The sequence below is a fragment of the Caulobacter sp. GW821-FHT10F06 genome, from assembly GCF_058809215.1.
In genome coordinates this window covers 252,767-278,415 of the sequence record NZ_JBXASK010000001.1, presented here as the reverse complement: position 1 = coordinate 278,415, position 25,649 = coordinate 252,767, and the positions used below count along the sequence as shown (strand labels likewise).

29 protein-coding genes are annotated in these 25,649 nt (G+C 69.3%); 19 read left to right on the top strand and 10 right to left on the bottom strand.

The annotated features are described in order from the left end of the window. Positions 1-59 precede the first annotated feature (59 nt). Positions 60-1,226 (bottom strand): glutamine-hydrolyzing carbamoyl-phosphate synthase small subunit, encoded by a 1,167-nt coding sequence (carA, locus tag AC1RUS_RS01325; RefSeq protein WP_492912252.1) that lies wholly within the window; start codon positions 1,224-1,226, stop codon positions 60-62. A 300-nt stretch (positions 1,227-1,526) separates the two neighbouring features. On the opposite strand from carA, the gene AC1RUS_RS01320 reads away from it, so the two are divergent. The 9 genes from AC1RUS_RS01320 to AC1RUS_RS01280 all read left to right on the top strand — a co-directional run bounded on the left by AC1RUS_RS01320 (position 1,527) and on the right by AC1RUS_RS01280 (position 7,240). Next, complete coding sequence (locus AC1RUS_RS01320; RefSeq protein WP_492912250.1) at positions 1,527-1,814, top strand: DUF1272 domain-containing protein; 288 nt, start codon at positions 1,527-1,529, stop codon at positions 1,812-1,814. Positions 1,815-1,956: 142 nt separating this feature from the next. Continuing rightward, positions 1,957-2,100: a hypothetical protein gene (locus AC1RUS_RS01315; protein WP_492912248.1), complete on the top strand. Its 144-nt coding sequence runs from the start codon at positions 1,957-1,959 to the stop codon at positions 2,098-2,100. A gap of 198 nt (positions 2,101-2,298) precedes the next feature. After that, the gene (locus AC1RUS_RS01310) at positions 2,299-2,478 is read left to right on the top strand and encodes a hypothetical protein (protein WP_492912246.1); all 180 of its coding nucleotides are present in this window, start codon (positions 2,299-2,301) and stop codon (positions 2,476-2,478) included. Further along, entirely contained in the window at positions 2,475-2,966 is a 492-nt protein-coding gene (locus AC1RUS_RS01305; RefSeq protein ID WP_492912244.1) for a hypothetical protein, read from the top strand. Before AC1RUS_RS01310 ends, AC1RUS_RS01305 begins: the two co-directional genes overlap by 4 nt. Before the next feature lie 184 nt (positions 2,967-3,150). Next, on the top strand, positions 3,151-3,459 hold the full coding sequence (locus tag AC1RUS_RS01300; protein ID WP_492912242.1) for a hypothetical protein: 309 nt from the start codon (positions 3,151-3,153) through the stop codon (positions 3,457-3,459). Positions 3,460-3,462: 3 nt separating this feature from the next. After that, complete coding sequence (locus tag AC1RUS_RS01295) at positions 3,463-4,536, top strand: N-acetylmuramoyl-L-alanine amidase family protein (RefSeq protein WP_492912240.1); 1,074 nt, start codon at positions 3,463-3,465, stop codon at positions 4,534-4,536. A 3-nt stretch (positions 4,537-4,539) separates the two neighbouring features. Further along, positions 4,540-5,103 (top strand): hypothetical protein, encoded by a 564-nt coding sequence (locus tag AC1RUS_RS01290; protein WP_492912238.1) that lies wholly within the window; start codon positions 4,540-4,542, stop codon positions 5,101-5,103. A gap of 394 nt (positions 5,104-5,497) precedes the next feature. Then, entirely contained in the window at positions 5,498-6,166 is a 669-nt protein-coding gene (locus AC1RUS_RS01285; RefSeq protein WP_492912236.1) for a response regulator, read from the top strand. A 15-nt stretch (positions 6,167-6,181) separates the two neighbouring features. Continuing rightward, entirely contained in the window at positions 6,182-7,240 is a 1,059-nt protein-coding gene (locus AC1RUS_RS01280; protein ID WP_492912234.1) for a sensor histidine kinase, read from the top strand. 222 nt (positions 7,241-7,462) lie between these two features. Here AC1RUS_RS01280 and AC1RUS_RS01275 read toward each other — a convergent pair whose 3' ends face one another. Then, the gene (locus tag AC1RUS_RS01275; RefSeq protein WP_492912232.1) at positions 7,463-7,684 is read right to left on the bottom strand and encodes a hypothetical protein; all 222 of its coding nucleotides are present in this window, start codon (positions 7,682-7,684) and stop codon (positions 7,463-7,465) included. 443 nt (positions 7,685-8,127) lie between these two features. Here AC1RUS_RS01275 and AC1RUS_RS01270 point away from each other — a divergent pair, with 443 nt between their 5' ends. Next, the gene (locus AC1RUS_RS01270; RefSeq protein ID WP_492912230.1) at positions 8,128-8,832 is read left to right on the top strand and encodes an HAD family hydrolase; all 705 of its coding nucleotides are present in this window, start codon (positions 8,128-8,130) and stop codon (positions 8,830-8,832) included. Between the two features lie 53 nt (positions 8,833-8,885). On the opposite strand, the gene AC1RUS_RS01265 is transcribed toward AC1RUS_RS01270, so the two are convergent. Next, positions 8,886-9,971, bottom strand: a complete 1,086-nt coding sequence (locus tag AC1RUS_RS01265) for an acyltransferase family protein (protein WP_492912228.1) — start codon at positions 9,969-9,971, stop codon at positions 8,886-8,888. Positions 9,972-10,078: 107 nt separating this feature from the next. On the opposite strand from AC1RUS_RS01265, the gene AC1RUS_RS01260 reads away from it, so the two are divergent. The 4 genes from AC1RUS_RS01260 to dnaG all read left to right on the top strand — a co-directional run bounded on the left by AC1RUS_RS01260 (position 10,079) and on the right by dnaG (position 15,274). Then, positions 10,079-10,459: a group III truncated hemoglobin gene (locus AC1RUS_RS01260; RefSeq protein WP_492912226.1), complete on the top strand. Its 381-nt coding sequence runs from the start codon at positions 10,079-10,081 to the stop codon at positions 10,457-10,459. A 35-nt stretch (positions 10,460-10,494) separates the two neighbouring features. Next, entirely contained in the window at positions 10,495-11,187 is a 693-nt protein-coding gene (locus AC1RUS_RS01255; RefSeq protein WP_492912953.1) for a 2OG-Fe dioxygenase family protein, read from the top strand. Positions 11,188-11,299: 112 nt separating this feature from the next. Further along, positions 11,300-13,243 (top strand): HWE histidine kinase domain-containing protein, encoded by a 1,944-nt coding sequence (locus AC1RUS_RS01250; protein WP_492912224.1) that lies wholly within the window; start codon positions 11,300-11,302, stop codon positions 13,241-13,243. Positions 13,244-13,378: 135 nt separating this feature from the next. After that, a complete protein-coding gene (dnaG, locus tag AC1RUS_RS01245) occupies positions 13,379-15,274 on the top strand; it encodes a DNA primase (protein ID WP_492912951.1) in 1,896 nt (631 codons plus the stop codon). Positions 15,275-15,403: 129 nt separating this feature from the next. Here dnaG and AC1RUS_RS01240 read toward each other — a convergent pair whose 3' ends face one another. Further along, positions 15,404-15,709: a hypothetical protein gene (locus AC1RUS_RS01240; protein ID WP_492912222.1), complete on the bottom strand. Its 306-nt coding sequence runs from the start codon at positions 15,707-15,709 to the stop codon at positions 15,404-15,406. Between AC1RUS_RS01240 and rpoD the strand changes: the two genes are divergently transcribed. Then, complete coding sequence (gene rpoD, locus AC1RUS_RS01235; RefSeq protein WP_492912220.1) at positions 15,702-17,660, top strand: RNA polymerase sigma factor RpoD; 1,959 nt, start codon at positions 15,702-15,704, stop codon at positions 17,658-17,660. The genes AC1RUS_RS01240 and rpoD overlap by 8 nt on opposite strands. A gap of 158 nt (positions 17,661-17,818) precedes the next feature. Here rpoD and AC1RUS_RS01230 read toward each other — a convergent pair whose 3' ends face one another. The 4 genes from AC1RUS_RS01230 to AC1RUS_RS01215 form a co-directional block, all read right to left on the bottom strand. Beyond that, the gene (locus AC1RUS_RS01230) at positions 17,819-18,325 is read right to left on the bottom strand and encodes a VOC family protein (RefSeq protein WP_492912218.1); all 507 of its coding nucleotides are present in this window, start codon (positions 18,323-18,325) and stop codon (positions 17,819-17,821) included. 190 nt (positions 18,326-18,515) lie between these two features. Continuing rightward, entirely contained in the window at positions 18,516-18,854 is a 339-nt protein-coding gene (locus AC1RUS_RS01225) for a DUF1428 domain-containing protein (RefSeq protein WP_492912216.1), read from the bottom strand. Positions 18,855-19,027: 173 nt separating this feature from the next. Next, positions 19,028-19,564 (bottom strand): hypothetical protein, encoded by a 537-nt coding sequence (locus AC1RUS_RS01220; protein ID WP_492912214.1) that lies wholly within the window; start codon positions 19,562-19,564, stop codon positions 19,028-19,030. A gap of 109 nt (positions 19,565-19,673) precedes the next feature. Beyond that, positions 19,674-20,951 (bottom strand): S8 family serine peptidase, encoded by a 1,278-nt coding sequence (locus AC1RUS_RS01215; RefSeq protein ID WP_492912212.1) that lies wholly within the window; start codon positions 20,949-20,951, stop codon positions 19,674-19,676. A 122-nt stretch (positions 20,952-21,073) separates the two neighbouring features. Between AC1RUS_RS01215 and AC1RUS_RS01210 the strand changes: the two genes are divergently transcribed. The 3 genes from AC1RUS_RS01210 (at position 21,074) to AC1RUS_RS01200 (ending at position 22,904) form a co-directional block, all read left to right on the top strand. After that, complete coding sequence (locus AC1RUS_RS01210; RefSeq protein ID WP_492912210.1) at positions 21,074-21,574, top strand: sigma-70 family RNA polymerase sigma factor; 501 nt, start codon at positions 21,074-21,076, stop codon at positions 21,572-21,574. Beyond that, complete coding sequence (locus AC1RUS_RS01205) at positions 21,571-22,329, top strand: anti-sigma factor family protein (protein ID WP_492912208.1); 759 nt, start codon at positions 21,571-21,573, stop codon at positions 22,327-22,329. Before AC1RUS_RS01210 ends, AC1RUS_RS01205 begins: the two co-directional genes overlap by 4 nt. Positions 22,330-22,451: 122 nt before the next feature. Then, the gene (locus AC1RUS_RS01200) at positions 22,452-22,904 is read left to right on the top strand and encodes a nuclear transport factor 2 family protein (protein ID WP_492912206.1); all 453 of its coding nucleotides are present in this window, start codon (positions 22,452-22,454) and stop codon (positions 22,902-22,904) included. Positions 22,905-23,009: 105 nt separating this feature from the next. Here the strand turns inward: AC1RUS_RS01200 and AC1RUS_RS01195 are convergent, their stop codons facing one another. Next, complete coding sequence (locus AC1RUS_RS01195; protein WP_492912204.1) at positions 23,010-23,330, bottom strand: (2Fe-2S) ferredoxin domain-containing protein; 321 nt, start codon at positions 23,328-23,330, stop codon at positions 23,010-23,012. 184 nt (positions 23,331-23,514) lie between these two features. After that, a complete protein-coding gene (locus tag AC1RUS_RS01190) occupies positions 23,515-23,736 on the bottom strand; it encodes a flagellar basal body rod C-terminal domain-containing protein (protein ID WP_492912202.1) in 222 nt (73 codons plus the stop codon). Between the two features lie 203 nt (positions 23,737-23,939). Here AC1RUS_RS01190 and AC1RUS_RS01185 point away from each other — a divergent pair, with 203 nt between their 5' ends. Further along, entirely contained in the window at positions 23,940-25,637 is a 1,698-nt protein-coding gene (locus AC1RUS_RS01185) for a M20/M25/M40 family metallo-hydrolase (RefSeq protein WP_492912200.1), read from the top strand. The last annotated feature ends 12 nt before the right edge of the window (positions 25,638-25,649 follow it).

Genomic DNA, 25,649 nt, shown 5'->3' with positions numbered 1-25,649 from the left:
CCCGGACAAGCGCTTCGCGCTTTCCGGGATGACAAGGTTTTGCGTTGCTCGGGCGCCGACTACTTCGCCTGATCCATCATCCCGGCGAACCGCTCGAACAGATACAGGCTGTCCGTCGGCCCGGGCGAGGCTTCGGGGTGGTGCTGCACCGAGAACACCGGCTTGTCGGTCAGCTGGATCCCGGCGTTGGTGCCGTCGAACAGCGAGACGTGGGTCTCGGTGACCGGGGCCGGGAGGCTGGCGCTGTCGACCGTGAAGCCGTGGTTCATCGAGACGATCTCGACCTTGCCGGTGGTCAGGTCCTTGACCGGGTGGTTGGCCCCGTGGTGGCCCTGCTCCATCTTCACCGTCTTGGCGCCCAGGGCGAGGGCCAGCATCTGGTGGCCCAGGCAGATGCCGAACACCGGCTTGCCGCTCTGCACCAGCTTCTGGATCTCGGGCACCGCATATTCGCCCGTCGCGGCCGGGTCGCCCGGGCCGTTGGACAGCAGTACGCCGTCGGGATTGCGCGCGAGAATGTCCTCGGCCGAGGTGTTGGCCGGCACCACCGTGGCGCGGGCGCCGACATGGGCCAGGGCCCGCAGGATGTTGCGCTTGACGCCGTAGTCGAGGACCACGACCTCGTATTTGGGCTTGTCCAGCTTGGCGTAGCCTTCCGGCCACGACCACAGGCCCTCGTCCCAGGTGAAGGTCTGGGTGGTCGAGGCGTCCTTGGCCAGGTCCAGGCCTTCCAGGCCCGACCATTCGCGAGCCTTGGCGACCAGGGCGTCGAGATCGAACTTGCCGTCCGGGCTGTGGGCGATCACGCCGTGCGGCATGCCGGTCTCGCGGATCTTGCGGGTCAGGGCGCGGGTGTCGACGCCGGCCAGGCCGACCATGCCGCGACGCTTCATCCAGCTGTCGAAGTCGCTGCCGGAGCGCCAGTTGGCCGGATCGGTCGGGACGTCGCGGAAGATCGCGCCGCGGGCGGCCGTCTCCGACGCGCCGGAGATCTGCTCGACGTCCTCGACGTTCGTGCCGACATTGCCGATGTGCGGGAAGGTGAAGGCCACGATCTGGGCCATGTAGGACGGGTCGGTCAGGATTTCCTGGTAACCGGTCATGGCGGTGTTGAAGCACACCTCGCCGACCGCGTCGCCGACCGCGCCGCAGCCCACGCCTTGCAGGATCGTGCCGTCGGCCAGGGCCAGGACACCGGTGACGCCGGGGAGAAGGTCTTGGGACATCTCGGGAGCGCCTCCTAAAAACGCGTGTCTATTGTCGCAAAAAGGCGGCCCGAGGGTAACCCCCGCTCCGCCCACGAAATCGGGCGATCGGCTCGCAAAAAGCGGTCGGGCTTTTGGCCCGACCGCCGCGCAAACGGCGGGGTGTCTAGGGCCCATGGGCAGGGGGGTCAACCCCTTCGATCACGGGAGTTCGGGGCCGCCGCCACATTCCCGTGATCGGCGAACGAGTCCTCTCGCCTGCGACAGCCTCAACCCCTTATGCTCCAAGGGCTTCAGCATAAGAACAAGGGAGGACGGCCCATGCTCGAACTGCGCCCCAATTGCGAATGCTGTGACCGCGACCTGCCGCCTTCCAGCGACGAGGCCCGCATCTGCACCTTCGAGTGCACCTTCTGCGCCGAGTGCACCGACAATCGATTCTTCGGGTCCTGTCCCAACTGCGGCGGCGATCTGGTGGCCCGGCCGATCCGGCCGGAGGGCAAGCTGCACCGCTTCCCCGCCTCGCTGCGCCGCGTGGTCAAGGCCCACACCGCCTGCGCCAGCGTTCAGCGCCCGCCCGAGCCGAGGCCATCCTGGGCCGCGCCCTAAGCTTGGCGTGGTGCTGATCAGCAACACCCCGCCGCTCCCGACAAGCGTCGCAGGACAATCTGTCGCGGATGTCGCATCCATCCAAGAAACCGACGCGTTAACTCCTTAGGGCTCACAAGTAGAGCTTCAAAGGAGCAGACCGATGGCCACCCTGACCGCAGCCCGCGCGCAAGTCTCGACCGGAACGAAGATCGACATCTTCGGCCTGGGCGAAACCGCCTTGCGCCTGCTGCTGGTGGCCGCCCTGCCGATCTCCGCGACCATCTTCTTCATCCAGACCTTCTAGGTCCGCGCGCCGCAGCCGAAGGCCGCCTCCCCGCGCCTCCTCCAATATTCGCCCTCGCCAGATTTTGCGATTGACTCGCAATTAGGATCGATGCCTAGTTGCGAAACGGTCGCAAGACCAGATCGGGCCGCTCACCGAGGTCCTGTTCGTCGAGACGGGTGTCGGTCCGTCTTTATCCCTGGCGAGGAGATTTAAGGCGTGCGGCCCGATCCATCCCATCCCGTTGATCCTCGCGACCTGACCTATTGCGAACGCCTGGTCGTCTGGGCGTTCCGCGCCTTCGCCAAGGGGCGCGCGTGCGCATTCGTGCGCAAGGCGTTCGAACACGGCGACAGCCAGAGCTTCGCCGCCCATTTCCGCAAGCTGGCGGCGTCATGAACCGGGCCGGCGCCCAGGACCGCCTCGGCGGCCTGCCCGACTGCGGGCCGGACGGGATGTCGGAAGGCGAACGCCTTCTGCTGTGGATGCTGCGCCAGTGGGTGGCCGCCCGCGTGCTGGGCGAGGAGCCGCGCGGCCGGCTGGCCGCCTATGCCGGCCCCTACATCTCACCGCGCGGCGCGGCCGCCTTCGTGATGCTGATGATCGCCGTCGAGGAGCAGGTGCGTCGGCCGCTGTGCGTCTCGCCGCCGACCTGCCTGGGCTATGCCCGCGACGAGCAGCATCTTGTCACGGCCTGCGGCGTCAGTCCCGCCGCGCCGGAGATCGCCGCCCGGCTGCTGGGCGAGCTGGTGCTGGCGCCGCGCGTGGTGGCCGCCGCCATCCGGGTGCTGAACTTCTCGTTCGCCCGCGAGGGCCTGCACTTCCCGATCCGCCTGCAAGACGCGACCGGCGCGCCGCCGTCCGAAATCCGTCCCACCCTCCATTGAGGCCCGCCCGCGCGGACACCCCAGGGGCGGCGGGGTCGAACCCCTACTCCGACCCCGGTCTTTTCTCGATCGCGCTGAGGCCAAGGCCCTGGCCTGGGCGGGGTTTGTCCGGATAGCGAGGCGCAGGCGTCGGCGCAAACTGCGCTGGACGCCCCGCATCGGCGTCTTGCGGTTGGAGGGCGCCATGCGCGTCTTGCTGTCCCTGGCGGCCATGGGGCTCCTGGCCTGCGGCTGCGTGCTGATCCTCGACTCCGGGGCTCCGGTCACGGCCCGGGAACTGTCCGAGATCTGGGAGCCGCCCGCCGCCGCGCCGATCGCGTCGCGCGGCCACGCGCTGCGCATCGAACTGGTCGGCGCCGAGCGGGCCGAGATCGGCGAGACGTTCCGTCCGGCCGCCTGGCTGACGGTCGACCCGGCCGTCGACGCCTGGTGCGATCGTGGCGGCCTTCCCATCACGGCCCTGGCGGCGGCCGACGGCCTGGCAGGCGGCTGAGCCATGCCGGCTTCCCGTCGCGGCGTCCTGACCACAGCCTTCGCCGCCGGGATCGCCGCCGCGACCCGGGCCCAGGCCCGTCTCGAGGGCGCGGCGCTGCGCGTGCGGCTGGGCGGCGACGACCGCCGCACCCGCCTGGTCATCGACGCCGACGGTCCGTTTCGCGAGACGCCCGACGCCGGCGCCGCGACGGCCCGGAGCATCAGCCTGGCGCTGCGGGGCCGCTGCCTCACGCCGCTGAGCGGTCCGGGACGGGGGCTGATCCGCGACTGGACGCTCGCGCCCGACGCCAGCGGGAGCCGGCTGACCCTGGCCCTCACCGCGCCGGCCCGCATCGACCGGGTCTTCCAGCTGCCGCCCTCGGCCGAGGCGTCGATCTGGCGGCTGGTGTTCGACCTGACGCCGCTGGACCTGCCGGCCTCGCCGCGCCGGGTGGTGGTCGACGCCGGCCATGGCGGCGGGGACACCGGGGCCCTGGGCCTGCTGGCACGCGAGAAGGACGTGACCCTGGCGGCCGCCCTGGCGCTGCGCGGCGCGCTCGCCGAGGCCGGCTACCAGGCCCTGCTGACCCGGGCCGACGACCGCTTCGTCTCCCTGGCCGAGCGTCGGCGGGCGGCGGGCGCCTTGCGGGCCGACCTCTTCCTGTCGCTGCACGCCGACGCCTCGGTCGATCCCGAGGTGCAGGGCGCCTCGGCCTACACGATGTCGGATCGCGGGGCCGAGCGGGCGGTGGCCGGCTTTGCGCCGCCGCCCGACGCCCTGGGGCTGGGCGACCTGCTGCTGGATCTGCGCCAGCGGTCGATGCGCAACTCCTCGGCCAGCTTCGCCGAGCGTCTGCTGAGCCAGGTCGCCCGGGAGACGCCGCTGTTGCGGCGTAGTCACCGCGAGGCGGGGTTCATGGTGCTGCTGGGCCTGGAGGCGCCGGCCGCGCTGTTCGAGATGGGCTTCATCACCAACCGCGCCGACGAGGAGCGCCTGACCAATCCCGCGCGCCGGGCCCGGCTGATGGCCGGCGTCAAACGCGCCGTCGACGATCACTTCGCCGCCTCGCCCCTGACCCTGGCCAGCACGGAGTAAGCCATGCGCTTCACCTCGCCCAAGGACATGCTGGTCGGCCTGCTCCTGGCTTCGGGACTGCTCTGCTTCCAGCTGGGCGCGGTGTTCGGGGTCGATCCGCCCAAAAGGTTCTATGCCGACCTGGGCGCCGCCAAGCCCGGCCCTGTCCGCCGCGCGCCCGTCGCCGCGCGGAAGATCGCCGCAGCTCCCGACGCTTTCCCCTCGCCCGTGGCGGCCGCCTTCATCGACGCGCCCGCGACGATCAACGCCGTCCGTGTCGCCGCCGACGCGAACGCGACCCGGATCGAGCTGGACCTGGGCCCCGGCGACGCCACCCCGCGTCTGCGGCTTCTGACCGCCGGCGGCCGTCCCACCCTGACCGTCGGCGGCCTGCGCACGGGCGAGGCCCGAGGCGGACGAGGCGCGGGCCTGGTCGATCGCTGGGACTTCGGGACCAGCCTGGCCGAGGATCCGCTGGTGCTGCCCCTCACCCGTCCGGCCCGCCTGCAACGCGCCCGACTGGAGAACCAGAACGGCGTCGATCGCCGCCTGGTGCTGGACCTGACCCCGGCCTGTCCGGCGCGCTGAGCCCAAGACTTCGCGATCCATGCTCCGACGCCGCCCTCAGTCCTGGCGGCCATCGCCTTCAATGAAGAGGCTGGCGCGCCCAACGCGGTTTCTGAAGACGCGAACATTTCGTCTGATCTCACGCCGCCCGCGCGTTGAATAGGAATCGCGGGATTGCCATCTAAGGTTTTCACCTAGTGGAACCTGAGGGAAAACGGCCCGACAATACTGGCGGACCCGGAGGGTGTCGGCCGATCGCACCCGTCTGGCCCTGGTTGTTTGCCGCCCAAATCTCGAAACGCGGGGGGAATGCCGACAGTCAACAAAGCTTTCTATAATATTTTCAAATGTTTACTAAAAATTACCCGTAAAAGTAGATCATCACGACAGCGTCCGAGAGACGTGGAGGCAAGCCATGCTGCCGTCGAACACACCCAGCATCCTGATCGCCGACGATCATGCGATCATCCGGGCGGGATTGCGCGAAGCCCTGTCCGCCCAGCCGGGCTGGACGATCTGCGCCGAAGCCGCCAACGGCCGTGACGCCATCCGGCTGGCTCGGGAGCTGACCCCGGACATCATGATCCTGGACATCAGCATGCCGGACATGAGCGGCGTGATCGTCGCCCGCGACGTCCACAAGTTGAAGACCCACACCGAACTGCTGATCTTCACCATGCACGACAGCGAACAATTGGTGCGCGAGGTGCTCAGCGCCGGCGCGCGCGGCTTCGTGCTCAAGTCGGCGCCGCCGGAGGTCATCATCCAGGCGGTCAGCTCGCTGCTGAACCACAAGCCCTATTTCTGTCCCGGCATCACCGACGCGGTGCTGCGCGGCTACCTGTCGCCGGGCGGCTATGGGCTGGGCGAGCTGCTGGAGGGCTCGGAGGCGCTCACCACCCGCGAGCTGCTGGTGGTGCAGCTGCTTTCGGAGTCGCGCAGCAACAAGATGATCGCCTCGATGCTGGATATCAGCGTCAAGACGGTCGAGAGCCATCGCGGCAACATCATGCGCAAGCTGGGCGCGCACTCCCTGGCCGACATCGTGCGCTACGCGATCCGAAACAAGCTGATCGAAGCGTGAGGCGAAGGCCGGCCCATGCGCACAGCCAAGGGTTTCGGCGACAAATCGATCTCCACCCTCTACGCCTCGGCGCTCGACTCCCTGACCGCCAGCGTCGCCCTGCTGGACGGCGACTACGACGTCATCGCGGTCAACGATGTGTGGGTGCAGCTGGCGACGCTGCGCGGGGTGCTCGAGCCCGACCAGGGGGTCGGCGCCAACTACCTGGCCCTGCTGGCCTATGTCGCCTACGCCGATCGGACCGTGGTGCGCGAAGGCCTGCAGGCCCTGATGGCCGGTGCGCCGGGGCCATTCCGCTGCGAGTTCGAGCTGCCGCTGGACCCGCCGATCTGGATGCGGCTGTCGGCGGTCCGGGTCGGCTTCCTGCAGTCGCCGTTCCTGATCCTGGCCCATGAGGACATCACCGCCCAGCGGCGAATCCAGTCCAACCTGCGCGAGGCCACCGCCCGCCTGCTGAACGCCGAGGACGCGGAGCGGCGGCGGATCGCCCGCGACCTGCACGACGGCACGACCCAGGACCTGACGGGCGCCAACCTGATGCTGACGGCCCTGGAGCGCGCCAACGGCGAGGAGGCCGCCCTGCTTCGCGCCGAGATCAGCGGCCTGCTGTCCGGCGTGATCGAGGAGATCCGCAACTTCTCCTACCTGCTGCACCCGCCGACCCTGGAGCACCTGGGCCTGGCCCCGACCCTGCGCCGCTTCGTCGAGGGCTTCGCCCGGCGGGCCCATATCGAGGTGAGCGTCGAGATCGACGAGGACCTGCCCCAGATGGTCTACGCCACCGAGATCGCGCTCTACCGGGTGCTGCAGGAGGCCATGGCCAACGTCCACCGCCACTCCAACAGCCGCCGCGCCACGGTCAGCCTGACCACCGCCGGCGACAGGGTGCTGCTGGCGGTGCGCGACTATGGCGTGGGCCTGCCGGCCGATCCGACGGCCTCGAGCGGCGTAGGCCTGACCAGCATGCGCCTGCGCCTGGAATTCCTGGGCGGGCGACTGTCGATCCAGGACGCCGACCCGGGCCTGTTGATCCGCGCCTGGGCGCCCTACGCGCCGAAGGGCGACGGGCTGTAGACCGCGCGACGCGGAGGGCCAGCCCGGACCTCTTCCGTCTCCAGGCTGGCCCCCGGCTCGTGACACGCCCGCTTCTTGGGGGAGAAGAACGGACGCGCGCCGGGCAGGGTTCGGGGGCAAGCCTCGGCGGCGAGCCCCGCCAGACTGCCTCGCGCTCGCCCGCCTCGCCATCGGGTGAAACCCTGAGGCCGCGTGCGGGATTGCTCAGGCTGCGTTGAGGACTCAGTTGCGCGCGCGGGCCCTGGACTTCTGCTTCGCGCGCTCGATGGCCTGGTCGAGGATCTTCAGGATCTCGTCCTGCATCTGCTCGGATTCCAGATCGCCCGCCCTGTGGCCGTCCAGCACCGAGCAACGCACGGCCTCCAGCTCGGTCAGGGTGATGGCCGCGGCCAGCCGCAGGTTCAGGAACTGCAGCGCGGCGACGCGGATCTCTAGAGGGCTCATGGGCATTCCGCTGAGGATCCTACTCACCAGCTACGTCGACGGGCGGCGACCAGATGCATGCCAGATGACGCTAGTGTCGTCGATACGCCCCATCCATCGACTGCAGCCAGCAAGCGAACCGCGATCGCGCCGCCGCGCATTCTGCTCAGGCCCTGCGCGGTCGCTACGCAGGGTTTTGCCCGATGGGACGCCCGGGCGCGCCGTCGCAAGCTTGGCCGCCATCGCAAGGAGCCCGCCATGCGCATCTCTCAATTCTGGGAAACCGCCGGCCTGATCAGCGTCATCGTCGGCGCGGCCATCCTGTCGGTCCTGATCGCCGCCACCGTCCAGGCCGCGCCCCTCGCCTGACGCCGCCGCGCCTGGTGGATTGCCGCCGCGCGGGCATCGGCCTAGTGGAGGTCTCTCGCCCCGCTCAAGGCCGCCGCAACGGCGTGGAAGTCACGATGACCTCGATCACCACCGTCGGCGTCGACGCCGACGACACCCTCTGGCACTGCGAGAACCTGTTTCGCCTGACCCACAAGCGGTTCATCGAACTGCTATCCGAGCACGGCGACGAGGCGCGGATCGAGCGCCAACTGGCCGCCACCGAGAAGCGCAACCTGCGGCTCTACGGCTACGGGGCCAAGGGGTTCACCCTGTCGATGATCGAGACGGCGATGGACCTGACCGACGGGGCGGTCTCCACGGCCGTGATCCGCGAGATCCTGGCCGTCGGCCGCGAGATGCTCAGCGAGCCGGTCGAGCCCCTGCCCGGGGTCGAAAAGGCCCTGGCCAAGCTGTCGGAGCGCTATCGCCTGGTGCTGATCACCAAGGGCGACCTGCTGCACCAGGAGCAGAAGCTGGCCAGCTCGGGCCTGGGCGACCTGTTCGCCGCCGTGGAAATCGTGTCGGAGAAGGACGCCGACACCTATCGCCGCGTCTTCGCCCGTCATGGCACGGGCGCGGACCAGGCGGTGATGGCCGGCAATTCGATGCGCTCGGACATCCTGCCGGCCCTGGCGGCGGGGGCCTGGAGCGCGCTGATCCCCTACCCGCTGGTCTGGGCCCACGAGGCCGCCGAAGCGCCGAGCGACCATCCGCGCTATGCGGAGTTGGGCTCGATCTCGGAGCTGCCGGGGTGGGTGGATCGGATTTGCGACGGCTAACGCTGGACGCCCCCTCCGTCATGTCGCGTATTCGCAGCGTGGCGGAAGGGGCGCTAGGGCGTCGGCCGCTTGCCCAGCTTCGCGATCCAATCCCTCGCCGGCCGCTCGAACAGCATCAGCGACAGATAGGCGATCGGGATCAGCAGGATCACCCAGAACAGCACCCACAGCCGCATGGCGTCGCCGTTCAGCTTCCACATCCCCAGCCCCACCCAGTTCAGCGCGATCTTCAGCGCCAGCGGATGCAGCAGATAGAGGGTGAAGCTGAGCTGCGCCCAGGGCGCCATCCAGCGGGTCGCCTTGCCCACGGGGCCTGCGGCGTCGGCCGCCACGCCCGCGAAGCCGATGGCGTACATCACCAGCAGCAGGGCGTTCCGCGGCGCGCCGGCGCCGGACGCCACGAGGAACGCCGCCAACAGCCCCCACATCACCCAGGGGGCGAAGGGCAGCTTCGCCAGCCACGGCCGGATCTGGAAGGCCAGCATGCCCAGCAGGAAGCCCGGCGCGGCGCGGGCGACGCCGAAGTTGAAGGTCCATTGCGAGAAGGTCTCGCCGTCGCGCGAGATCCAGGCCAGCAGGGCCAGGGACCCGAAGGCCAGGGCGGCGGTGACCAGCCGCCCCTTGCCGGTCAGCCAGAAGATCAGCGGCAGAGCGATATAGAGCCCCATCTCGGCGCTGATCGCCCAGCTGACGAAGTTCCAGGTCTGGGCCCGGCAGACGCCCCAGGCGTGGATGAAGAGCACGTTGGGGACGATGCACGAGACGTCGTAGCGCGAGGCGTCGCGCTCGTTGATCCAGCCGGCCCAGCCACACGCGGCGATGACCACGAACACCGCCAGGGTCAGCCAGTGCAGCGGCCCCAGCCGCGCCACCCGCTTCTTCAGGAAGTCGCCGTACTTGGCCAGGCTGGTCAGCTTGCCGGTGTAGACCGCCGCCATCACATAGCCGGAGATCACGAAGAACAGGTCCACCACCAGGCTGAAGCTCTTGATGGTGTCGTCGGCCAGCTGCCAGCGGCCGTCCAGATTGATGAAGCGGTTGAAGTGGAAGACCACGATCATCAGCGCCCCGACGATGCGCAGGGCGTCCAGGTGCAGCATCGTGTCGGAGTCGGGCTTCAGGGGCGCGAGACGGATCATGCGCCAGGAGTGGGCCGACGGCCGCGAACGGTCAAGCTGGGCCCTAGGTAGTCAACCTTAGCCTTACGGCGTTTGAGAACTGGCGCGGAAAGGCCCATCTAGCGTCCATGTCCGACGAGCCCGCCTTCACCGACGCCGAGATCGACGCCCTGGTCGAGACCTTCTACGCCAAGGTCCGCAGGCATCATCGCCTGGGACCGATCTTCGAGCGCGCGGTCGGCGCCGACGGCTGGCCCGAGCATCTGGGGACCCTGAAGCGGTTCTGGGCCGGCGTGCTGCGCGGCGACGGTGGCTACAAGGGCTCGCCCATGGCTGTCCACCAACGCGTCGAGGGCATCACCGAGGGGCTGTTCACACCCTGGCTGGGCCTGTTCCACCTGACCTGCGCCGAGCTGTTCGACGCGCCGCGCGCCGCCCTGGTCGGGCTGAAGGCCGAGCGGATCGCCCAGACCCTGAAGGGCGGCCTGCGGCCGGAGGCGATGGCTTGAGCGCCGCCGATCTGCCCCAAGCCCAGCGCCAGGCGCTGGTCGAGGCCGGCTATGTCCGCTCGCCCGCCGACGAGACCCGCGCGCTGCTGGGCCCCGAGGCCGTCGCCGACTGGACCGCCTTCGCCGACAGCTGGAACGACCTGGGGCTGGACGGCTTCATGGCCGACGGCGGCCGCTATCGGAAGCGCCGCTTCGCCGCCTTCGACGCCGCCCCGGGCCGGGTGGTCCGCAAGCCGCACCAGCCGCACTATCAGAGCCGCGACTACAACGCCCTGAACGGTGGGGTGCAGCGCTGGTTCGAGCCGGTGCTGGACGCCATCGCCGACCACCCCACGACCCAGGCCGTGATCGCCGCGGGCCTGGAGCTCTTTCATCCGATCACGGTCGATCCGCCGGCCGCCTGGCATGTCGAGCTGCACCAGTTCCGCATTGAGGCCCATGCAGGCGAGGCGGGCCGGCCCACGCCCGAGGGCGCGCACCGCGACGGCGTCGACTGGGTGATCGTGATGCTGATCGACCGGATCAACGTCGAGAGCGGCGTCACCGACATCTTCACGCCGGACGGCGCCAGGCTGGGGGCCTTCACCCTGACCGCCCCCGGTGACGCCGTGTTCCTGGACGACCATCGCGTGCTGCACGGGGTGACGCCGATCCGCCCCGGCGATCCGGAAACGCCCGCCCTGCGTGACGTGCTGGTCGTCACGTTCCGGCGCGACGCCGCCGACTGACGGCTCCCTCAGCCGCGAAGCTCCACTGCGACCGTTTGCCTCACTCGTGGGGGCGGCTCGACCATGACACGGTGATCCTTGTCCGCACGCCGAAGGGTTGAGCGCCGGGACCATGATGTCCGAAGACGACAGCATCTCGATCGTCCAGCACACCGCCGAAACGCGCGGCGATTTCGCCTTGGCGATCGCCAACGCCGTGCCGGTGCTGATCGGCTATGTCGACAGCGACCAGCGCTACCGCTTCGTCAATCGCGCCTATGAGGCCTGGTTCGGCCTGTCGAACGAGCAGATCGTCGGACAGCGGCTGGTCGACCTGGTGGGCGCGGCGGCCTATGCCCGGGTCAAGCCGTATGTCGACCGCGCCTTGCGGGGCGAGATGGTGATCTATGACGGCGAACTGGCCTACGAGCTGGCCGGCTTCCGCCACATCGAGGCGGTCTTCGCGCCCGACATCGCCGCCGACGGCGCGGTGCTGGGCTACCACATCATGGTCACCGACATCTCGGCCCGCAAGAAGGACGAGCGGGAGCTGAGCCGGCTTCTGGCCAACGAACGCCGCCGCACCGCGCTGCTGGAGCTGGGGCGACGGCTGCGCGAGGAGACCGACCCGATCGCCGTGGCCCATCAGGCCTGTGAGCTGCTGGCCCGACAGCTGGGCTCGCCGCGCGCCGGCTATGCCGAGGTGCAGCCCGACGGCGCCATGTCGCTGCATATCGGCGAATGGATCGCGTCGGACTCACCCAGCCTCCTCGGCAGCCTGCGCGAGCTGGACAGCTTCGGGCCGGAGATGGCCGCCAGCCTGCGAGCCGGCCGGCAGGTGATCATCCAGGACGTGACCCAGGATCCGCGCACCAACGATCCGGCCTTCCTCGAGGCCTATGAGGCCCTGCGCGTTCGCAGCTTCGTCACCGCGCCGGTGATCCGCGACCGGCGGATGGCGGCTTACGTCTTCGTGATCCAGGACGTCGCCCGCGCCTGGACGGCGGACGAGGTCGCCTTCGTCGCCGAAGTGGCCGAGCTGGTCTGGATCGCCACCGACCGCGCCCGCGCCGAGGTCGCCCTGCGCCAGGCCGAGGACACCGAGCGCCTGCTGATCCGCGAGGTCGACCACCGCGCCAAGAACGTGCTGGCCGTGGTCCAGTCCCTGGCCCAGCTGACGCCCTTCCAGGACAAGCAGCAGTATGTCGAGGCGCTGAGCGGCCGCATCGGCTCGCTGGCCCGCTCGCATAGCCTGCTGTCGACCGGCCGCTGGACCGGCGTGCGCCTGGACGCCCTGCTGCGCCTGGAGCTCGAGCCCTACGGCGCCGGCACGGATGAGCGGGTCAGCATCGAGGGCCCGCCCGTGCTGATCAGCGCCCAGGCGGCCCAATCGCTGGGCCTGGTGCTGCACGAGCTGGCCACCAACGCCAGCAAGTACGGCGCATTGTCGGATGTCTCGGGAGCGCTCGCCGCCACCTGGCGCTGGGACGAGGCGGGCCAGCTGGTCCTGACGTGGCGCGAGGCCTCCACGCGCAAGGTCGCCGCGCCCAGTCACGCCGGCTTCGGCTCGACCCTGATCGCCAACGCCGCCAAGCAGCTGGGGGCCGTGCTGCGCCAGGACTGGCTGCCCAGCGGCCTGGTCTGCCGGTTGGAGCTCGTCCGGGGCGCCAGTCCTTGCGAGGGCGAGGCGTCCGCGCCCGCCGCCGCGCCGCCCGCCGCCCAGGCCGGCCAGGCCCTTCGCGATCAACGCGTGCTGGTCGTCGAGGACGAGGCTCTGGTGGCCATGGAGCTGGCGCGCGTGCTGACCGAGGCCGGCGCGCAGGTGGTGGGGCCGGCCGGCAGTCTGGAAGAGGCGATGGATCTGCTCGAGAAAGGCCCGATCGACCGAGCCGTCCTCGACGTCAACCTGGGCGGCCGACTGGTGACGCCGCTGGCCAAGGTCCTCACCGCCAAGGCCATCCCGTTCGTCTATCTGACCGGCTACCAGGACCCCGGCGTCAGCGGCGGTCCGATCCTGCGCAAACCCGCGACGAGCGAACTGCTGCTGGGGGCCCTGGCCAGCGGCGTTCCAGCCTAGCACCGCGCCCGGGCCATCGGGCCCGGCGCCAAGCTTGTGGACGCCTCGATTTGCGCTGTGCGCCGCACGATGTTGGCGGATGCGCGGGACGTCATGTCCGCCTATGTTGCGGCCCTACGCGCCAGCCAGGATTCCATGCGTTTCGACGACCGCTTTCTCGAGGAACTGAAGTCTCGCCTTCGCCCGTCCGACGTCGTCGGCAAGACGGTGAAGCTGCGGCGGCAGGGGCGCGAATATGCGGGGCTCTCGCCGTTCACCAAGGAGAAGAGCCCGTCGTTCTTCGTCAATGACGACAAGGGCTTCTATCACTGCTTCTCCAGCGGCAAGCATGGCGACATCATCAGCTTCCTGCAGGAGACCGAGCGGCTGACCTTCGCCGAGGCGGTCGAGCGGCTGGCGGCCGAGGCGGGCATGAGCCTGCCCGAGGTCGACCCCCGCGCCGCCCGCGAGGACCAGAAGCGCGCGGGCCTGGGCGACTGGATGGAACTGGCCGCCGCTTGGTTCGAGAGCGAGTTGCGCCGTCCTGTCGGCAAGGACGCCCGCGCCTATCTGGAACGCCGCGCCCTGCCCGAGGGCGAGTGGGGCCGCTTCCGCCTGGGCTTTGCGCCCAACAACCGCACGGGACTGAAGGACTACCTCGTCGCCAAGGGCGCCAAGCCGGGCGACCTGGTCGAGGCCGGCCTGTTGATCGCGCCCGAGGACGGCGGCCAGCCCTATGACCGCTTCCGCGACCGGATCATCTTCCCGATCACCGACACCCGGGGCAAGGTCGTGTCGTTCGGCGGCCGGGCCATGGACCCTGCCGCTCGCGCCAAGTACCTGAACGGCCCCGAGACCAGCCTCTTCCACAAGGGCCGGCTGCTGTACGGCCTGTTCGAGGCCCGCAAGATCCTGCACGCCGCCCAGGCCGCTGCGCCCACCGACGTCAATCCGCTGGTGGTGGTCGAGGGTTATATGGACGTCATCGCCTGTCACCGCGCCGGCATCGCGGCGGTGGCGGCCATGGGCACGGCCATGACCGAGGAGCAGATGGAGGTGCTGTGGCGCCTGCATCCCGAACCGACCCTGTGCTTCGACGGCGACAAGGCCGGCCAGCGCGCCGCCAGCCGGGCGATGGACCGCGCCCTGCCGCTGCTGAAGCCCGGTCGCTCGTTCAGGTTCTCGATGGTGGTCGGCGGCAAGGATCCCGACGACGTCCTGCGCGAACAGGGCCCTCAGGCGCTGAAGGCCCAGGTCGGTGCCACGACGCCCTTCGTCGAGCAACTGTTCGCCCGCGAGCGCGACGCCGAGCCGCTGGACACCCCCGAGCGCAAGGCCGGCCTCAAGCAGCGCCTGCGCGCCGCCGCCGGGACCATCGCCGACAAGGACCTGGCCCAGGCCTATCGCGACGACCTGCTGGGCAAGCTGGACGCCCTCTTCCCGCGCAACGCCTTCACGCCCAACGACGGCGGCGGACGTGGCGGCGGCGATCGCCCGTTCACGCCGCGCGGGACCTGGAAGAACGGCAAGCGCGAGCCGCCCGATCCCGGCATCCGCGGCGTGGCCCGCGCCCAGATCGTCGAGCGCATCAACCCGTTCCACGCCGCCATCGCCCTGGCCGCCATCGACCATCCCGGCTGGGCGCGCCCTTATGACGAGGCGCTGGAGCGTGTCGGCTTCGGCGACCCGCGCCTCAAGCCCCTGGCCCACGAGGTGTTCGAAGCCCTGGTCGACGACATCGGCGACGACGCCCCGTTCCGCGAGATCCTCTCCCGCAAGGGCCTGGGTCCGCAGATCGCCGAGGTCGAACGCGTGGCCCAGCCCGACGCGCCGTTCCTCAGCCCCGCCATGGACCAGCACCAGGCCCGCGCCCTGTGGGCCGCCTGCTACGGCGCGGTGATCGAGGTCGCCGACTCCGAACGCGCCCTCGACGCCCTGCGCCGCGAGCCCGTCACCGCCGGCACGCTCACCGCCACCCGCGACCTGCGCACCCGCATCGGCGTGCTTCAGCGCCAGATCAGCAATCTGGAGTTCTGGAAGGGCGCGCAATAACGCGCGAATTTGTCCGAAGGACAACGACGCGCCCTTGACACCGGTCCCTCGCCCCGCCATTTGCCGACTCAAGGATTTGCCAAGCAGCTGATTGACATCGAGCGGGCCGCCGTCGCATCGCGCGCGCCCTTACCGAAACAGGATGTCACCCTCGCCGCCGACGTTGGATCCCAGTGGTCGCGGACCCTCAAGGTCGTCAGCAAGAACCGCGCCCGAAGACGCCGCCGTCTCCGCCGAGAGCTTTCTCGCGGAGCGATGATCCGTGGCGAGCGTTGAGGCGAGGTCGATGCTGTGATCTGGACCGGCGATTTTTTTGGGAAACGACCGAACGGACGGCGCGGCTTGAGGCTGGCGAAACCTTTTCGGAACTAGAAATTTTTCGGCGCGCGTCTCGCGGGGGATGCTCGCGCCGTCTTCGGAGAGCTTGATGAGCAACAATTCCACGGCCGAGACAGAAGCGCCCGAGTCGACCGGCGGCGACGGTCCCCTGCTCGACCTGACCGACGCCGGCGTAAAGAAGTTCATCAAGCAGGCGAAGGCCCGCGGCTACGTCACGATGGACGAGCTGAACAAGGTCCTGCCGTCAGAAGAAGTCAGCCCCGACGCCATCGAAGACACGCTGGCCATGCTCAGCGAAATGGGCGTCAACGTGGTCGAGGCCGAAGAAGACGCCGAGACCAGCGAAGGCGGCGAAGTCGTCGCCCGCGAGGACAACCAGGCGGTCATCACCTCCGACAAGCCGTCGGCCTATGACCGCACCGACGACCCCGTGCGCATGTACCTGCGCGAGATGGGCAGCGTCGAACTGCTGTCGCGCGAAGGCGAAATCGCCATCGCCAAGCGGATCGAAGCCGGTCGCGACACCATGATCCGGGGTCTGTGCGAAAGCGCCCTGACCTTCGAAGCCATCATGGTCTGGCGCGAGGAACTGGGCACGGGCCGCATCCTGCTGCGCGAAGTGATCGACCTGGAAGGCACCTACGCCGCCATCAACGGCGTCGCCGCCCAGCCGGCCTCCGACGAGGAAGCCGAACCGGCCGAACCCGTCGACGACGAAGCCGGCGAAGCCAAGCCCGAGGGCGCCGAAGGCGAGGACGAGGACGACTTCGACGACGGCGCCGGCCCGACCGTCAGCGCCATGGAAGGCGAACTGCGCGAAGGCGTCATGGCCATCCTGGACGCCATCGCCAGCGAGTTCGAGACCTTCCGCAAGCTGCAGGACAAGCTGGTGGGCAGCCGCCTGCGCGGCGAGGACCTGACCGACGCCGACCGCAAGGCGTACGAAGCCCTATCGATGACGATCATTCAGCACCTCAAGACGCTGAAGCTGAACAACAATCGCATCGAGGCCCTGGTCGAGCAGCTCTACGCGATCAACAAGCGCCTGATCGGCCTGGAAGGCCGCCTGCTGCGTCTGGCCGACAGCTACGGCATCAGCCGCAGCGAGTTCCTGAAGGCCTATTTCGGTTCGGAGCTGAACCCGACCTGGTCGGATCAGGTCAAGACCATGGGCGTGCGCTGGACCAAGTTCGTCGAGAACGACGCCAGCTCGGTCTCCGACATCCGCAACGAGATCGCCGCCCTGGCCACCGAGACCGGCGTGCCGATCGACGACTATCGCCGCATCGTCCAGACCGTGCAGAAGGGCGAGCGCGAGGCCCGTCAGGCCAAGAAGGAGATGGTGGAAGCCAACCTCCGTCTCGTGATCTCGATCGCCAAGAAGTACACCAACCGCGGCCTGCAGTTCCTGGACCTGATCCAGGAAGGCAATATCGGCCTGATGAAGGCTGTCGATAAGTTCGAATATCGTCGCGGCTACAAGTTCTCGACCTACGCCACCTGGTGGATCCGTCAGGCCATCACCCGCTCGATCGCCGACCAGGCGCGGACCATCCGCATCCCGGTCCACATGATCGAGACGATCAACAAGATCGTCCGCACCAGCCGCCAGATGCTGCACGAGATCGGCCGCGAGCCGACCCCGGAAGAGCTGGCCGAAAAGCTGGCCATGCCGCTGGAAAAGGTCCGCAAGGTCCTGAAGATCGCCAAGGAGCCGATCTCGCTCGAAACGCCGATCGGCGACGAGGAAGACAGCCACCTGGGCGACTTCATCGAAGACAAGAACGCCATCCTGCCGATCGACGCGGCCATCCAGTCCAACCTGCGGGAAACCACCACCCGCGTGCTGGCCTCGCTGACGCCGCGTGAGGAACGCGTGCTGCGCATGCGCTTCGGCATCGGCATGAACACCGACCACACCCTGGAAGAAGTCGGCCAGCAGTTCTCGGTCACCCGCGAACGCATCCGCCAGATCGAAGCCAAGGCCTTGCGCAAGCTCAAGCACCCCTCGCGGTCGCGCAAGCTGCGGAGCTTCCTGGACAGCTAAGGCTGGGCGCAGGATCGATACGACAGACGCCCCGGTCGCAAGACCGGGGCGTTTTCGTTGGCGGCGACGCGATCGGATTGAAAGCGCCTACGAGTCTGGCGCTTTTTGCCCCGCGCTCGCCAGACAAGGGCGGCTCCCTCCGAAGCCGCCCTCTCCGCCTAGGCGTGCTCCAGCGTCTTGGCCTGGGGCTGGTGGCTGTCGAGCGCCGTGTTCGGGTCGGCCAGGGTCGAGACCGCGTTGGCGAAGCCGAGATATTCGGCGCTGAACGCCGGCGGCAGCACCTCGACCAGCCAGGTGTTGTCGACCCACACCTCGATCACGTGGAAGTGGCCGCCGCGATCGCAGACATAGGCTTCCCAGCCCTGGGCGGCGGCGCGGGCGAGCACCTCGTCCTGGCTCATCTCGACGCTGAGGGCGAAGTGGGTGGGCGAGCGGCGGTCGGCGCCGTCGGGCTGGCGCACGAAGATCGTGCCCGGCTCGCCGTTCGGGACCATGACGCTGCCGGCCGGATAGATTTCGAGACCGGTGCCGAAGCCGTCGGCCTTGAACACCATGTAGCTGCCCGGATTGGGCGGAAAGTCGACGACGACGCCGTTCATGATGTCGGCGAAGAACTCGGCCGCGCCCTTGGGGTCGGCGGCGCTGACGGAGAGGTGATGGATCATTGGGTTTCCTATGGGTTTGGACACAGCCGCTCCCGTGGCGCGCGGCGAGGCCGGCGCGCCTGGAGTTAAGCTGAAAACTCGGGGTTCACTGATCGACGTTACGCGTAGAGGTCGCGCCGTTTACGGGCGCGCTGGGCCAGTCTCAACTTACAAGACGGTCATGAAGCGAATTTAACCTTGAGGACCCGGCCTAGAGCGGTGTGAAGCCGCCGAAGATCATCCGCTTGCCGTCGAACGGCATCTGCAGGGCCGGCAGGCGCGGGTCGGTCATGGCCTTTTCCCAGCCCGCGTCGCGCGTGGCCTTGTCCGGCCAGGTGACCCAGCCCAGCACCACGGTCTCGTCGGCGGTCGCCTGCACGGCGCGGGGGAAGTCGGTGACCTTGCCGGCCGGGACCTCGTCGCCCCAGTGGTCGACGCATGACACGGCGCCGTGCTCCAGGAAGATGGCGTTCACGGCCTGGGCATAGACGCGATAGGCGTCCTTGCTGGCGGTCGGCACGGCGCAGACCATCGCGTCGACATAGCTCATGGTTCGATCTCCCTGGCGCGCGGAACTGTCGCGCGAACCCGGAGACAAGTGAAGGGGCCCGGCGTTGGCCGAGCCCCTCCCCTCTGCCGCGCTCCAGCACGCGACAGAGGCTGTAGAGCCTTTGGTTCGAAGCCCCCGTTCGAAAGCGCCAAGGCCCTGATCGCCGCTAGCCCTTAGTCGCGGCGAACCGAGGCCGAGCCCGCGCCGCTGGTCGAGGCGCTGGCGCCGGACTTCGAGGCCGAGCCGGAAACGCCCAGGCCGGCGGAAGGCGCGATCGCGCCCTTGGGGGTGGTCAGGCCGCCGGCGCTCGAGCCGTTGGCCGAGCCGGCGACGCCGTCACGGGTCACCGCGCCGGTGGCCGAGGCCGCGCCGTCGCCGGCCACGCTGGTCGAGGAGGCGGCCGAGGTCGCGGTGTCACGGGCCGTACCCACGGCCGCGCCAGCCTTCTGGCGAGTTGTGGCGGCAGTGTCGCGGGCCTTGCCGCGCACGGTGTCGGTGGTCCCACGCACGCGCGAGGTGGTGGAGCTCAAATCAGGCGCGCCGATCTGACCGGCGCCGCCGAAGGTTCCGCCGAGGGCGCCCGCACCACCACCGAGATTGCCAGTCAGGCCGCCGCCGGCCGAGCCGCCGAGGAGCTGGGCATGGGCCATCGGCGCAGCCAGCATGGCGGCGGCAAAGGCGGTGGTGATCAGGAATTGGGTCTTACGCATGGGAGTGTCTCCTAGCTTTGGACGGGGCATGAAACGGGGCGCGTTCAGCGCCTCCTGCCTGGTCCAACGACACGGCCCTCGCATTTCTTCCCTCGCCGTCGAAAAAAATTCAGCGAGCCGGCGATGGGGTGACGAACCCCCGCCCGAACACGGGATCGCGGTCCGGCGCGCCCAGATCCTGGGCCGTCTCGGCCAGCCGATCGACGGCGCGCGCGGCCTCGGCGGGGCCCGGCGCGGGCAACAGCCGGGCCAGCCGTCCGGCGACGATCGGGGCGGCGAACGAGGTGCCTCGCACCACCGCCATGCCGCCGCCCGGCTTAGCCGCCTTCAGCCCCGCGCCCTGGGCGGCGAAGTCCAGGTGCTGGGCTCGTCCGGCCTCGGGCAGCGCCGTTCGGTTGGGGCCGACGCCCGTGACCGCGATCACGCCGGGATAGGAGGCCGGATAGAGCGGCGGCGCAGCCGGGCCGTCATTGCCGACCGCGGCCACCAGCAGGTAGCCCCGCGTCACCATCGCCCGCACGCCCGCCGCCAGCGCGGCGTTGGGCGGTCCCACCAGACTGACATTGACCACCGGCGTGCGGGTCGCGGCCATCCAGCCCAGCGCCGCGACGATCGACGAGGCCGAGCCGCCGGCCTTGCCGTCGCCATAGACGTCGGCGGCCCGGATGCGTCCGCCCGCGCCCGCGCCCAGCAGAGAGGCCGTGGCCGTGCCGTGGAGCGAGGGTCGCGACGGGCCGGCGAAGCCGCGCGGCTCGACCGCCACGCCCGCGAAGGCCGCGTGCCGGGCGTCGACGCCGCCGTCCAGCAGTCCCACCGTGATCGGCGCGCCGGAAGACGGCGCGGCGGCGGCCGCGCCCTCGCCCGACATCGCGCCGGCGTCGAGATAGACGTGGTTATAGTCGTAGCCGCCGGCCGGATCGGCCCGGCGCAGGGCGGCCATGGCCTTGCGGATGTCGAGCCCCTTGGGCGGCGCCAGGGTCACGACGGAAAGACCCAGGGCTTCGTCGGTTTCGGTGCTCAGGATCGAGAAGCCGGCGCGCTGGGCCGCCGCCAGGCTGGCGGGGCCGGGCGAAATCGCCAGGATCTGGCCGCGCACAACGGGCTGGCCCAGCTCGTCCAGCTCCAGCCGTCCGGGCTGGCGACGCACAAGCTCGCGCAGGCGGTCCAGGCGCGCGGCGGCCAGCAGTTCGGGCGTCAGCCGCCGGGTCGTGTCCTGAGCGACGTCGCCGACAGTCTGCAGCGTCCGCGCAGCGTCCGGCAGCGGCAGCCCGCCCACGGACGGCAGGCTGGGCAGTCCCTGGCCGCCGGGCAGCAACTGCGCCGACGCCGGAACGTTGCTGGACAGGACGATGACGCTCGCCAGGGCCAGGATCGCTCGACGGGACATGGACGTTTTCTGGCTCCTGCTGCAGCTTCACAACGCCGGAGGGCGGCGAAAGTGACGAAATCGAACGGGTCATGGATGAAACGTCCGTGGCCGACCGTTTCTTCCCTAGGTGAATGACGACCTTGGACTCGTTTCAGACCGACCTGCTCGACCTGTTGCCGCGATTGCGCCGCCTGGCGCGGATCCTGGCCTGGGAGCCCGCCGACGCGGACGACCTGACACAGCTGACCCTCGAGCGGGCCCTGGTCCGGCGCGAGCAGTGGCGCGAAGGGACCCGGCTGGACAGCTGGGTTTTCAGGATGATGAAGAACGCCTGGATCGACGAAGTGAGAAGCCGGCAGCGGCGCGGACGCGTGCTGACCGCGCCCGAGTTGGGCGAGCACGTCGCCGATCCCGGCTCGGCCACGCTGGAGTCGCGCCTGGGCGTGATGGCGGTGGAGCGCGCCCTGGCCGCCCTGCCCGAGGATCAAAGGCTGGCCGTGGCCATGGTGCTGATCGAAGGCCTGTCCTATCAGGAAGCCTCGGCCGTGCTGGAGGTTCCGATGGGCACCCTCACCAGCCGCCTGGCGCGCGGTCGCGCCGCCCTGCAGACCACGCTTCTGGACCAAGGAGCCCAGCCATGACCTTCGACGACGAGACCCTGGGCGCCTATGTCGACGGCGAGCTGGAGCCGGCGGTGGCCGCCACGATCGAACAGGCCGCCAGGAGCGACGAGGTCCTGGCCGAGCGCATCGACAAGGCGCGTCGCCTCAAGGCCATGCTGGGCGGCGCGTTCGCGTCGGTGATGGCCGAGCCGGCGTCGGAACGCTTCCAACGCGCGGTCGCGGGCCAGGCCGCCCCGACCAGCGCCAAGATCATCCGCTTCGAGGGCAAGCTCCAGCCCAAGGCCCCGCCCAAACCGCAGAAGGCCAAGGGCCGGCCGGACGCCGGGCGGGCCGCCGCCTCGTCGGGCTGGTCGGGCGGCGGCCTGGCCGCCATGGCCGCCTGCCTGGCGGTCGGGGTGATCATCGGCGTCGCACAGCCGTGGAAGACCGGCGCCGACACCAGCCTGTCGCCCGGCAGCGCCATCACGGTCGCGCTGACCAAGCAGCCCTCGGGCGCCGACGGCCCGGTGCGCATCGGCATGACCTTCAAGGCCAAGGACGGCGCCTGGTGCCGCACCTTCGCAGCGGCGTCGACCGCGGGCCTAGCCTGCCGCAACGGTCGGACCTGGACCGTGCGCGCCGCCGCCCCGGCCGCGCCCCGCGCCGACACCGCCTATCGCACGGCCTCCAGCGAAACCCCGCCGGCCGTGCTCGACGTCGTGGACGCGATGATCGACGGCGCGCCGCTCGACGCCAAGGCCGAGGCCAGGGCGCGTTCCAGCGGTTGGAAGTGATCCTTATCGGTCGTCCTCGCCGTTGAAGACAGACGATCTCAAAGCGGACGGACTCCGTGTCAACTAAGGGTGGGAAGCTGACCTCTTCCATGCCAACCTCTGGTCCAAACAAGGAGCAGCTTATGCGTAGTCCGCTGGTAGCCTTTGGGTTGACCTGCCTGTTGGCCCAGAGCGCCATGGCCCAAACCGCGCCAGCCGTCCGCATGCCGCCAGAAATAGGCTCTGCTTATGGTCGGCTTGGTAAGGCCATCGTCAATCATGACGCAGAAGGCGTGAAGTCCGTCTGGGCGGAGGATTTCATCGTCAACTCGCCGAACAACACGGTCTTGCACCGCGAGGAGGTGATCGCGGCAATGAACGAGGACTTGCTCGACTACAGAGACTTTCACAAGAACATCACTGTCGTCGATCAGAAGCCGGGCGCAGTCGTCGTCATGGGCTATGACACTATGGTTCCACTCAAGGGGCCGGGCGCAGGCAAGCAAGTGACGCGGCCTTTCACCGACGTCTGGATGAAGCGTGGTGACGCTTGGATGCTCGTGGCCAGACAGGCCACGATCGCTGCCGCCAAGTAGAACAAGGTCACTGCCAGCGGCAAACTTGGGTCGTTTGCGGACGTCACCGCATTTCACCATTCCGGACCTGAGCCCAGAAAGACAAAGAGGGACATGCCCTCCAGTCTAGAGACCCGCCAGCCCTAGCCGCTCGACCACCGTCGAGACCGGCGTATTCCTGGGCACCACAACCCACTCGCCAGGTCGGGAGGCGTTGGCGGCGACCACCGCGTCCTTGGGGCAGAGGTCGAAGCAGCCCACCTCGATGACGCCGACGCCGGCCTTGCGGCCCTTGCCGCCGCCGGTCGCGCAGCGCAGAGCCTTGCTGAGCTTCTGGTCGCCGTCGTCGCCGAAGCCGCCGTCCAGCTTCTTGGAGCATTTGCGGCACACCAGCACGACCTGGGACCAGTCCGTCTTCACCGCCTTGATCGGCCGAGTCTTGCTCATCGTCGCCTCGAACGCGGCGAAGGGCGCCGCGCCCTCACAGATAGGAAGGCGGCCGTGGCGGCGCTATCGGATGGGGAAGACCAACCCGCTCCCTGGGCTGAAGTCGGGGATGAGCCCAGGGAGCGGCAGTCCAGACGCCCGACCGCAGGGGGGGGGCGTACGAGGGCGTCTGGAGATCGGCGCGCTAGACCTTCAGGTCCAGCAAGGCGCCGGTCATTTCGTCGGCGGTCTTGATCACCGCGATATTGGCCTTGAACTCGGTCTTGGCCGAGACCTGCTCCACCGCTTCCTTGGCCAGGTCGGTGTCGGTCTCGCGCGCGTCCCAGGTCGCCACGCGCTCGGCGCTGGCGTTCAGGCGGTTGGCGGCGGCGGACATCCCGGCGGCGGCGATGGCGAGGGCCTGCATGGGCGTTTCCTTGCGTTCGCACCGTTCTCGCCCGTCGCGGTTAAGGCCTCGCGTAAAAGAGCGGTTAACGCCAAAAACAGGATGGGCTGGGCCGAATAGGCAAAGATTACAAAACGTTCAGGTCGCCGCGCTCGACAATCCGCCACGGTCTGGCCAAGGTTCCGCCCTTTCGCGGGCAAGACCCGCCCCTGGAGCCTTGCTTGATGTCCTTTTCGCGCCGCGCCGCTCTCGTCAGCGCCGCCATGCTCATGGTCGCCCAACCCGTCCTGGCCGCGACCGCGCCGAAGCCCGCCGCCGCCCCGACCAAGTCCAAGGCCTATGTTCCGAGCTTCAAGCCGTCCGCCGACGCCATCCGCGCCCACATGACCTTCCTGGCCGACGACGCCATGGAAGGCCGCGAGGCCGGCACGCGCGGCTATGACATCGCCGCCAACTATGTCGCCGCCCAATACGCCCTGCTGGGCGTCAAGCCGGCCGGCGACACCGGCAAGTACCTGCAGCACGTGCCGATGCTGGCCTACAAGAACGCTTCGGAAGGCGCGTTCTCGATCACCGGCGCCGACGGCAAGGCGATCGACCTGAAGTTCGGCGAGGACTACCTGCCCTCGGCCCAGGCCCAGACGACCGAGGTCTCGGTCACCGCCCCGCTGGTCTTCGTCGGCTTCGGCGTGGTCGCGCCCGAGCGGGGCCGCGACGACTATGCGGGCCTGGATGTGAAGGGCAAGATCGTCGTCCTGATGAGCGGCGCGCCCAGCGCCTTCCAGACCGAAGAGCGCGCCCACTACAGCAACACCAACGTCAAGCGCGCCGAGGCCGCCAAGCGCGGCGCGGTCGGCGTCATCGTCATGCCCACCAGCAGCGGCGAGAAGCGCCGTCCGTTCGAGCGCGGCGTGAACGGCTATCGCGAATGGCGCATGACCTGGCGCGAGGCCAACGACGTCGGCCACGTGCGCGGCGTCACTTCGCCCAGCCTCGCCTCGATCGGCCTGAAGGGCGCGACCAAGCTGTTCGCAGGCGCCCCGGTGGCCCTGGAAACCGTGCTGTCGACCGCCGAGACGCCGGACGGCCTGGTCAAGGGCTTCGATCTGCCGTTCAAGGCCTCGGTCTCGCTGAAGTCCGAGATCGAGAAGCGCGAGAGCAGCAACGTCGTCGGCATGATCGAGGGCTCGGACCCGACCCTGAAGGCCCAGACGATCATCCTGTCGGCCCACCTCGACCACATCGGGATCAAGGACAACGCCAAGCCCGGCGAGGACCGCATCAACAACGGCGCGCTCGACAACGCCTCGGGCATCGCGACGCTGCTGGAAGTGGCGCGCGGCTTCAAGGAAGCCAAGGTCCGTCCGAAGCGCTCGATCATCCTGCTGGCCGTGACGGCCGAGGAGAAGGGCCTGATCGGCTCGGAATACTTCGCCTACAACCCGACGGTCCCCAAGGCCGACATCGCCGCCGACGTGAACCTGGACATGCCGGTGCTGCTGTATCCGTTCACCGACGTGGTGGCGTTCGGCGCCGACCGCTCGACCGTGGGCGATGCGGTGCGCCGCGCCTCGGGACGGGTCGGCATCGCCCTGTCGGGCGACCCGCTGCCTGAAGAGGGCCTGTTCACCCGCTCGGACCACTACCGGTTCGTCGAGCAGGGCATCCCGTCGGTGTTCCTGATGACCGGCTTCCAGAACGGCGGCGAGAAGGCCTTCAAGGACTTCCTGGCCACGCACTACCACAAGGTCGGCGACGACCTGACCCAGCCGATCGACTACCAGGCGGCCGCCAAGTTCGCCCTGGTCAACTACGAGATCGCCCGCGAGCTGGCCGATGCGCCGGCCCGCCCGGTCTGGAAGAAGGGCGACTTCTTCGGCGGCCAGTTCGCGCCGGCCGGTCACCCGTCGGCGGCGAAGTAAGCCGTCGAAAGC

What these genes read in the sequence shown, in the direction of transcription:
- carA (WP_492912252.1), bottom strand. Translation starts at nt 1,226, where the DNA reads ATGTCCCAAGACCTTCTCCCCGGCGTCACCGGTGTCCTGGCCCTGGCC.
- AC1RUS_RS01320 (WP_492912250.1), top strand. Translation starts at nt 1,527, where the DNA reads ATGCTCGAACTGCGCCCCAATTGCGAATGCTGTGACCGCGACCTGCCG.
- AC1RUS_RS01315 (WP_492912248.1), top strand. Translation starts at nt 1,957, where the DNA reads ATGGCCACCCTGACCGCAGCCCGCGCGCAAGTCTCGACCGGAACGAAG.
- AC1RUS_RS01305 (WP_492912244.1), top strand. Translation starts at nt 2,475, where the DNA reads ATGAACCGGGCCGGCGCCCAGGACCGCCTCGGCGGCCTGCCCGACTGC.
- AC1RUS_RS01300 (WP_492912242.1), top strand. Translation starts at nt 3,151, where the DNA reads ATGCGCGTCTTGCTGTCCCTGGCGGCCATGGGGCTCCTGGCCTGCGGC.
- AC1RUS_RS01295 (WP_492912240.1), top strand. Translation starts at nt 3,463, where the DNA reads ATGCCGGCTTCCCGTCGCGGCGTCCTGACCACAGCCTTCGCCGCCGGG.
- AC1RUS_RS01290 (WP_492912238.1), top strand. Translation starts at nt 4,540, where the DNA reads ATGCGCTTCACCTCGCCCAAGGACATGCTGGTCGGCCTGCTCCTGGCT.
- AC1RUS_RS01285 (WP_492912236.1), top strand. Translation starts at nt 5,498, where the DNA reads ATGCTGCCGTCGAACACACCCAGCATCCTGATCGCCGACGATCATGCG.
- AC1RUS_RS01280 (WP_492912234.1), top strand. Translation starts at nt 6,182, where the DNA reads ATGCGCACAGCCAAGGGTTTCGGCGACAAATCGATCTCCACCCTCTAC.
- AC1RUS_RS01275 (WP_492912232.1), bottom strand. Translation starts at nt 7,684, where the DNA reads ATGAGCCCTCTAGAGATCCGCGTCGCCGCGCTGCAGTTCCTGAACCTG.
- AC1RUS_RS01270 (WP_492912230.1), top strand. Translation starts at nt 8,128, where the DNA reads ATGACCTCGATCACCACCGTCGGCGTCGACGCCGACGACACCCTCTGG.
- AC1RUS_RS01265 (WP_492912228.1), bottom strand. Translation starts at nt 9,971, where the DNA reads ATGATCCGTCTCGCGCCCCTGAAGCCCGACTCCGACACGATGCTGCAC.
- AC1RUS_RS01260 (WP_492912226.1), top strand. Translation starts at nt 10,079, where the DNA reads ATGTCCGACGAGCCCGCCTTCACCGACGCCGAGATCGACGCCCTGGTC.
- AC1RUS_RS01250 (WP_492912224.1), top strand. Translation starts at nt 11,300, where the DNA reads ATGATGTCCGAAGACGACAGCATCTCGATCGTCCAGCACACCGCCGAA.
- dnaG (WP_492912951.1), top strand. Translation starts at nt 13,379, where the DNA reads ATGCGTTTCGACGACCGCTTTCTCGAGGAACTGAAGTCTCGCCTTCGC.
- rpoD (WP_492912220.1), top strand. Translation starts at nt 15,702, where the DNA reads ATGAGCAACAATTCCACGGCCGAGACAGAAGCGCCCGAGTCGACCGGC.
- AC1RUS_RS01230 (WP_492912218.1), bottom strand. Translation starts at nt 18,325, where the DNA reads ATGATCCATCACCTCTCCGTCAGCGCCGCCGACCCCAAGGGCGCGGCC.
- AC1RUS_RS01225 (WP_492912216.1), bottom strand. Translation starts at nt 18,854, where the DNA reads ATGAGCTATGTCGACGCGATGGTCTGCGCCGTGCCGACCGCCAGCAAG.
- AC1RUS_RS01220 (WP_492912214.1), bottom strand. Translation starts at nt 19,564, where the DNA reads ATGCGTAAGACCCAATTCCTGATCACCACCGCCTTTGCCGCCGCCATG.
- AC1RUS_RS01215 (WP_492912212.1), bottom strand. Translation starts at nt 20,951, where the DNA reads ATGTCCCGTCGAGCGATCCTGGCCCTGGCGAGCGTCATCGTCCTGTCC.
- AC1RUS_RS01205 (WP_492912208.1), top strand. Translation starts at nt 21,571, where the DNA reads ATGACCTTCGACGACGAGACCCTGGGCGCCTATGTCGACGGCGAGCTG.
- AC1RUS_RS01200 (WP_492912206.1), top strand. Translation starts at nt 22,452, where the DNA reads ATGCGTAGTCCGCTGGTAGCCTTTGGGTTGACCTGCCTGTTGGCCCAG.
- AC1RUS_RS01195 (WP_492912204.1), bottom strand. Translation starts at nt 23,330, where the DNA reads ATGAGCAAGACTCGGCCGATCAAGGCGGTGAAGACGGACTGGTCCCAG.
- AC1RUS_RS01190 (WP_492912202.1), bottom strand. Translation starts at nt 23,736, where the DNA reads ATGCAGGCCCTCGCCATCGCCGCCGCCGGGATGTCCGCCGCCGCCAAC.
- AC1RUS_RS01185 (WP_492912200.1), top strand. Translation starts at nt 23,940, where the DNA reads ATGTCCTTTTCGCGCCGCGCCGCTCTCGTCAGCGCCGCCATGCTCATG.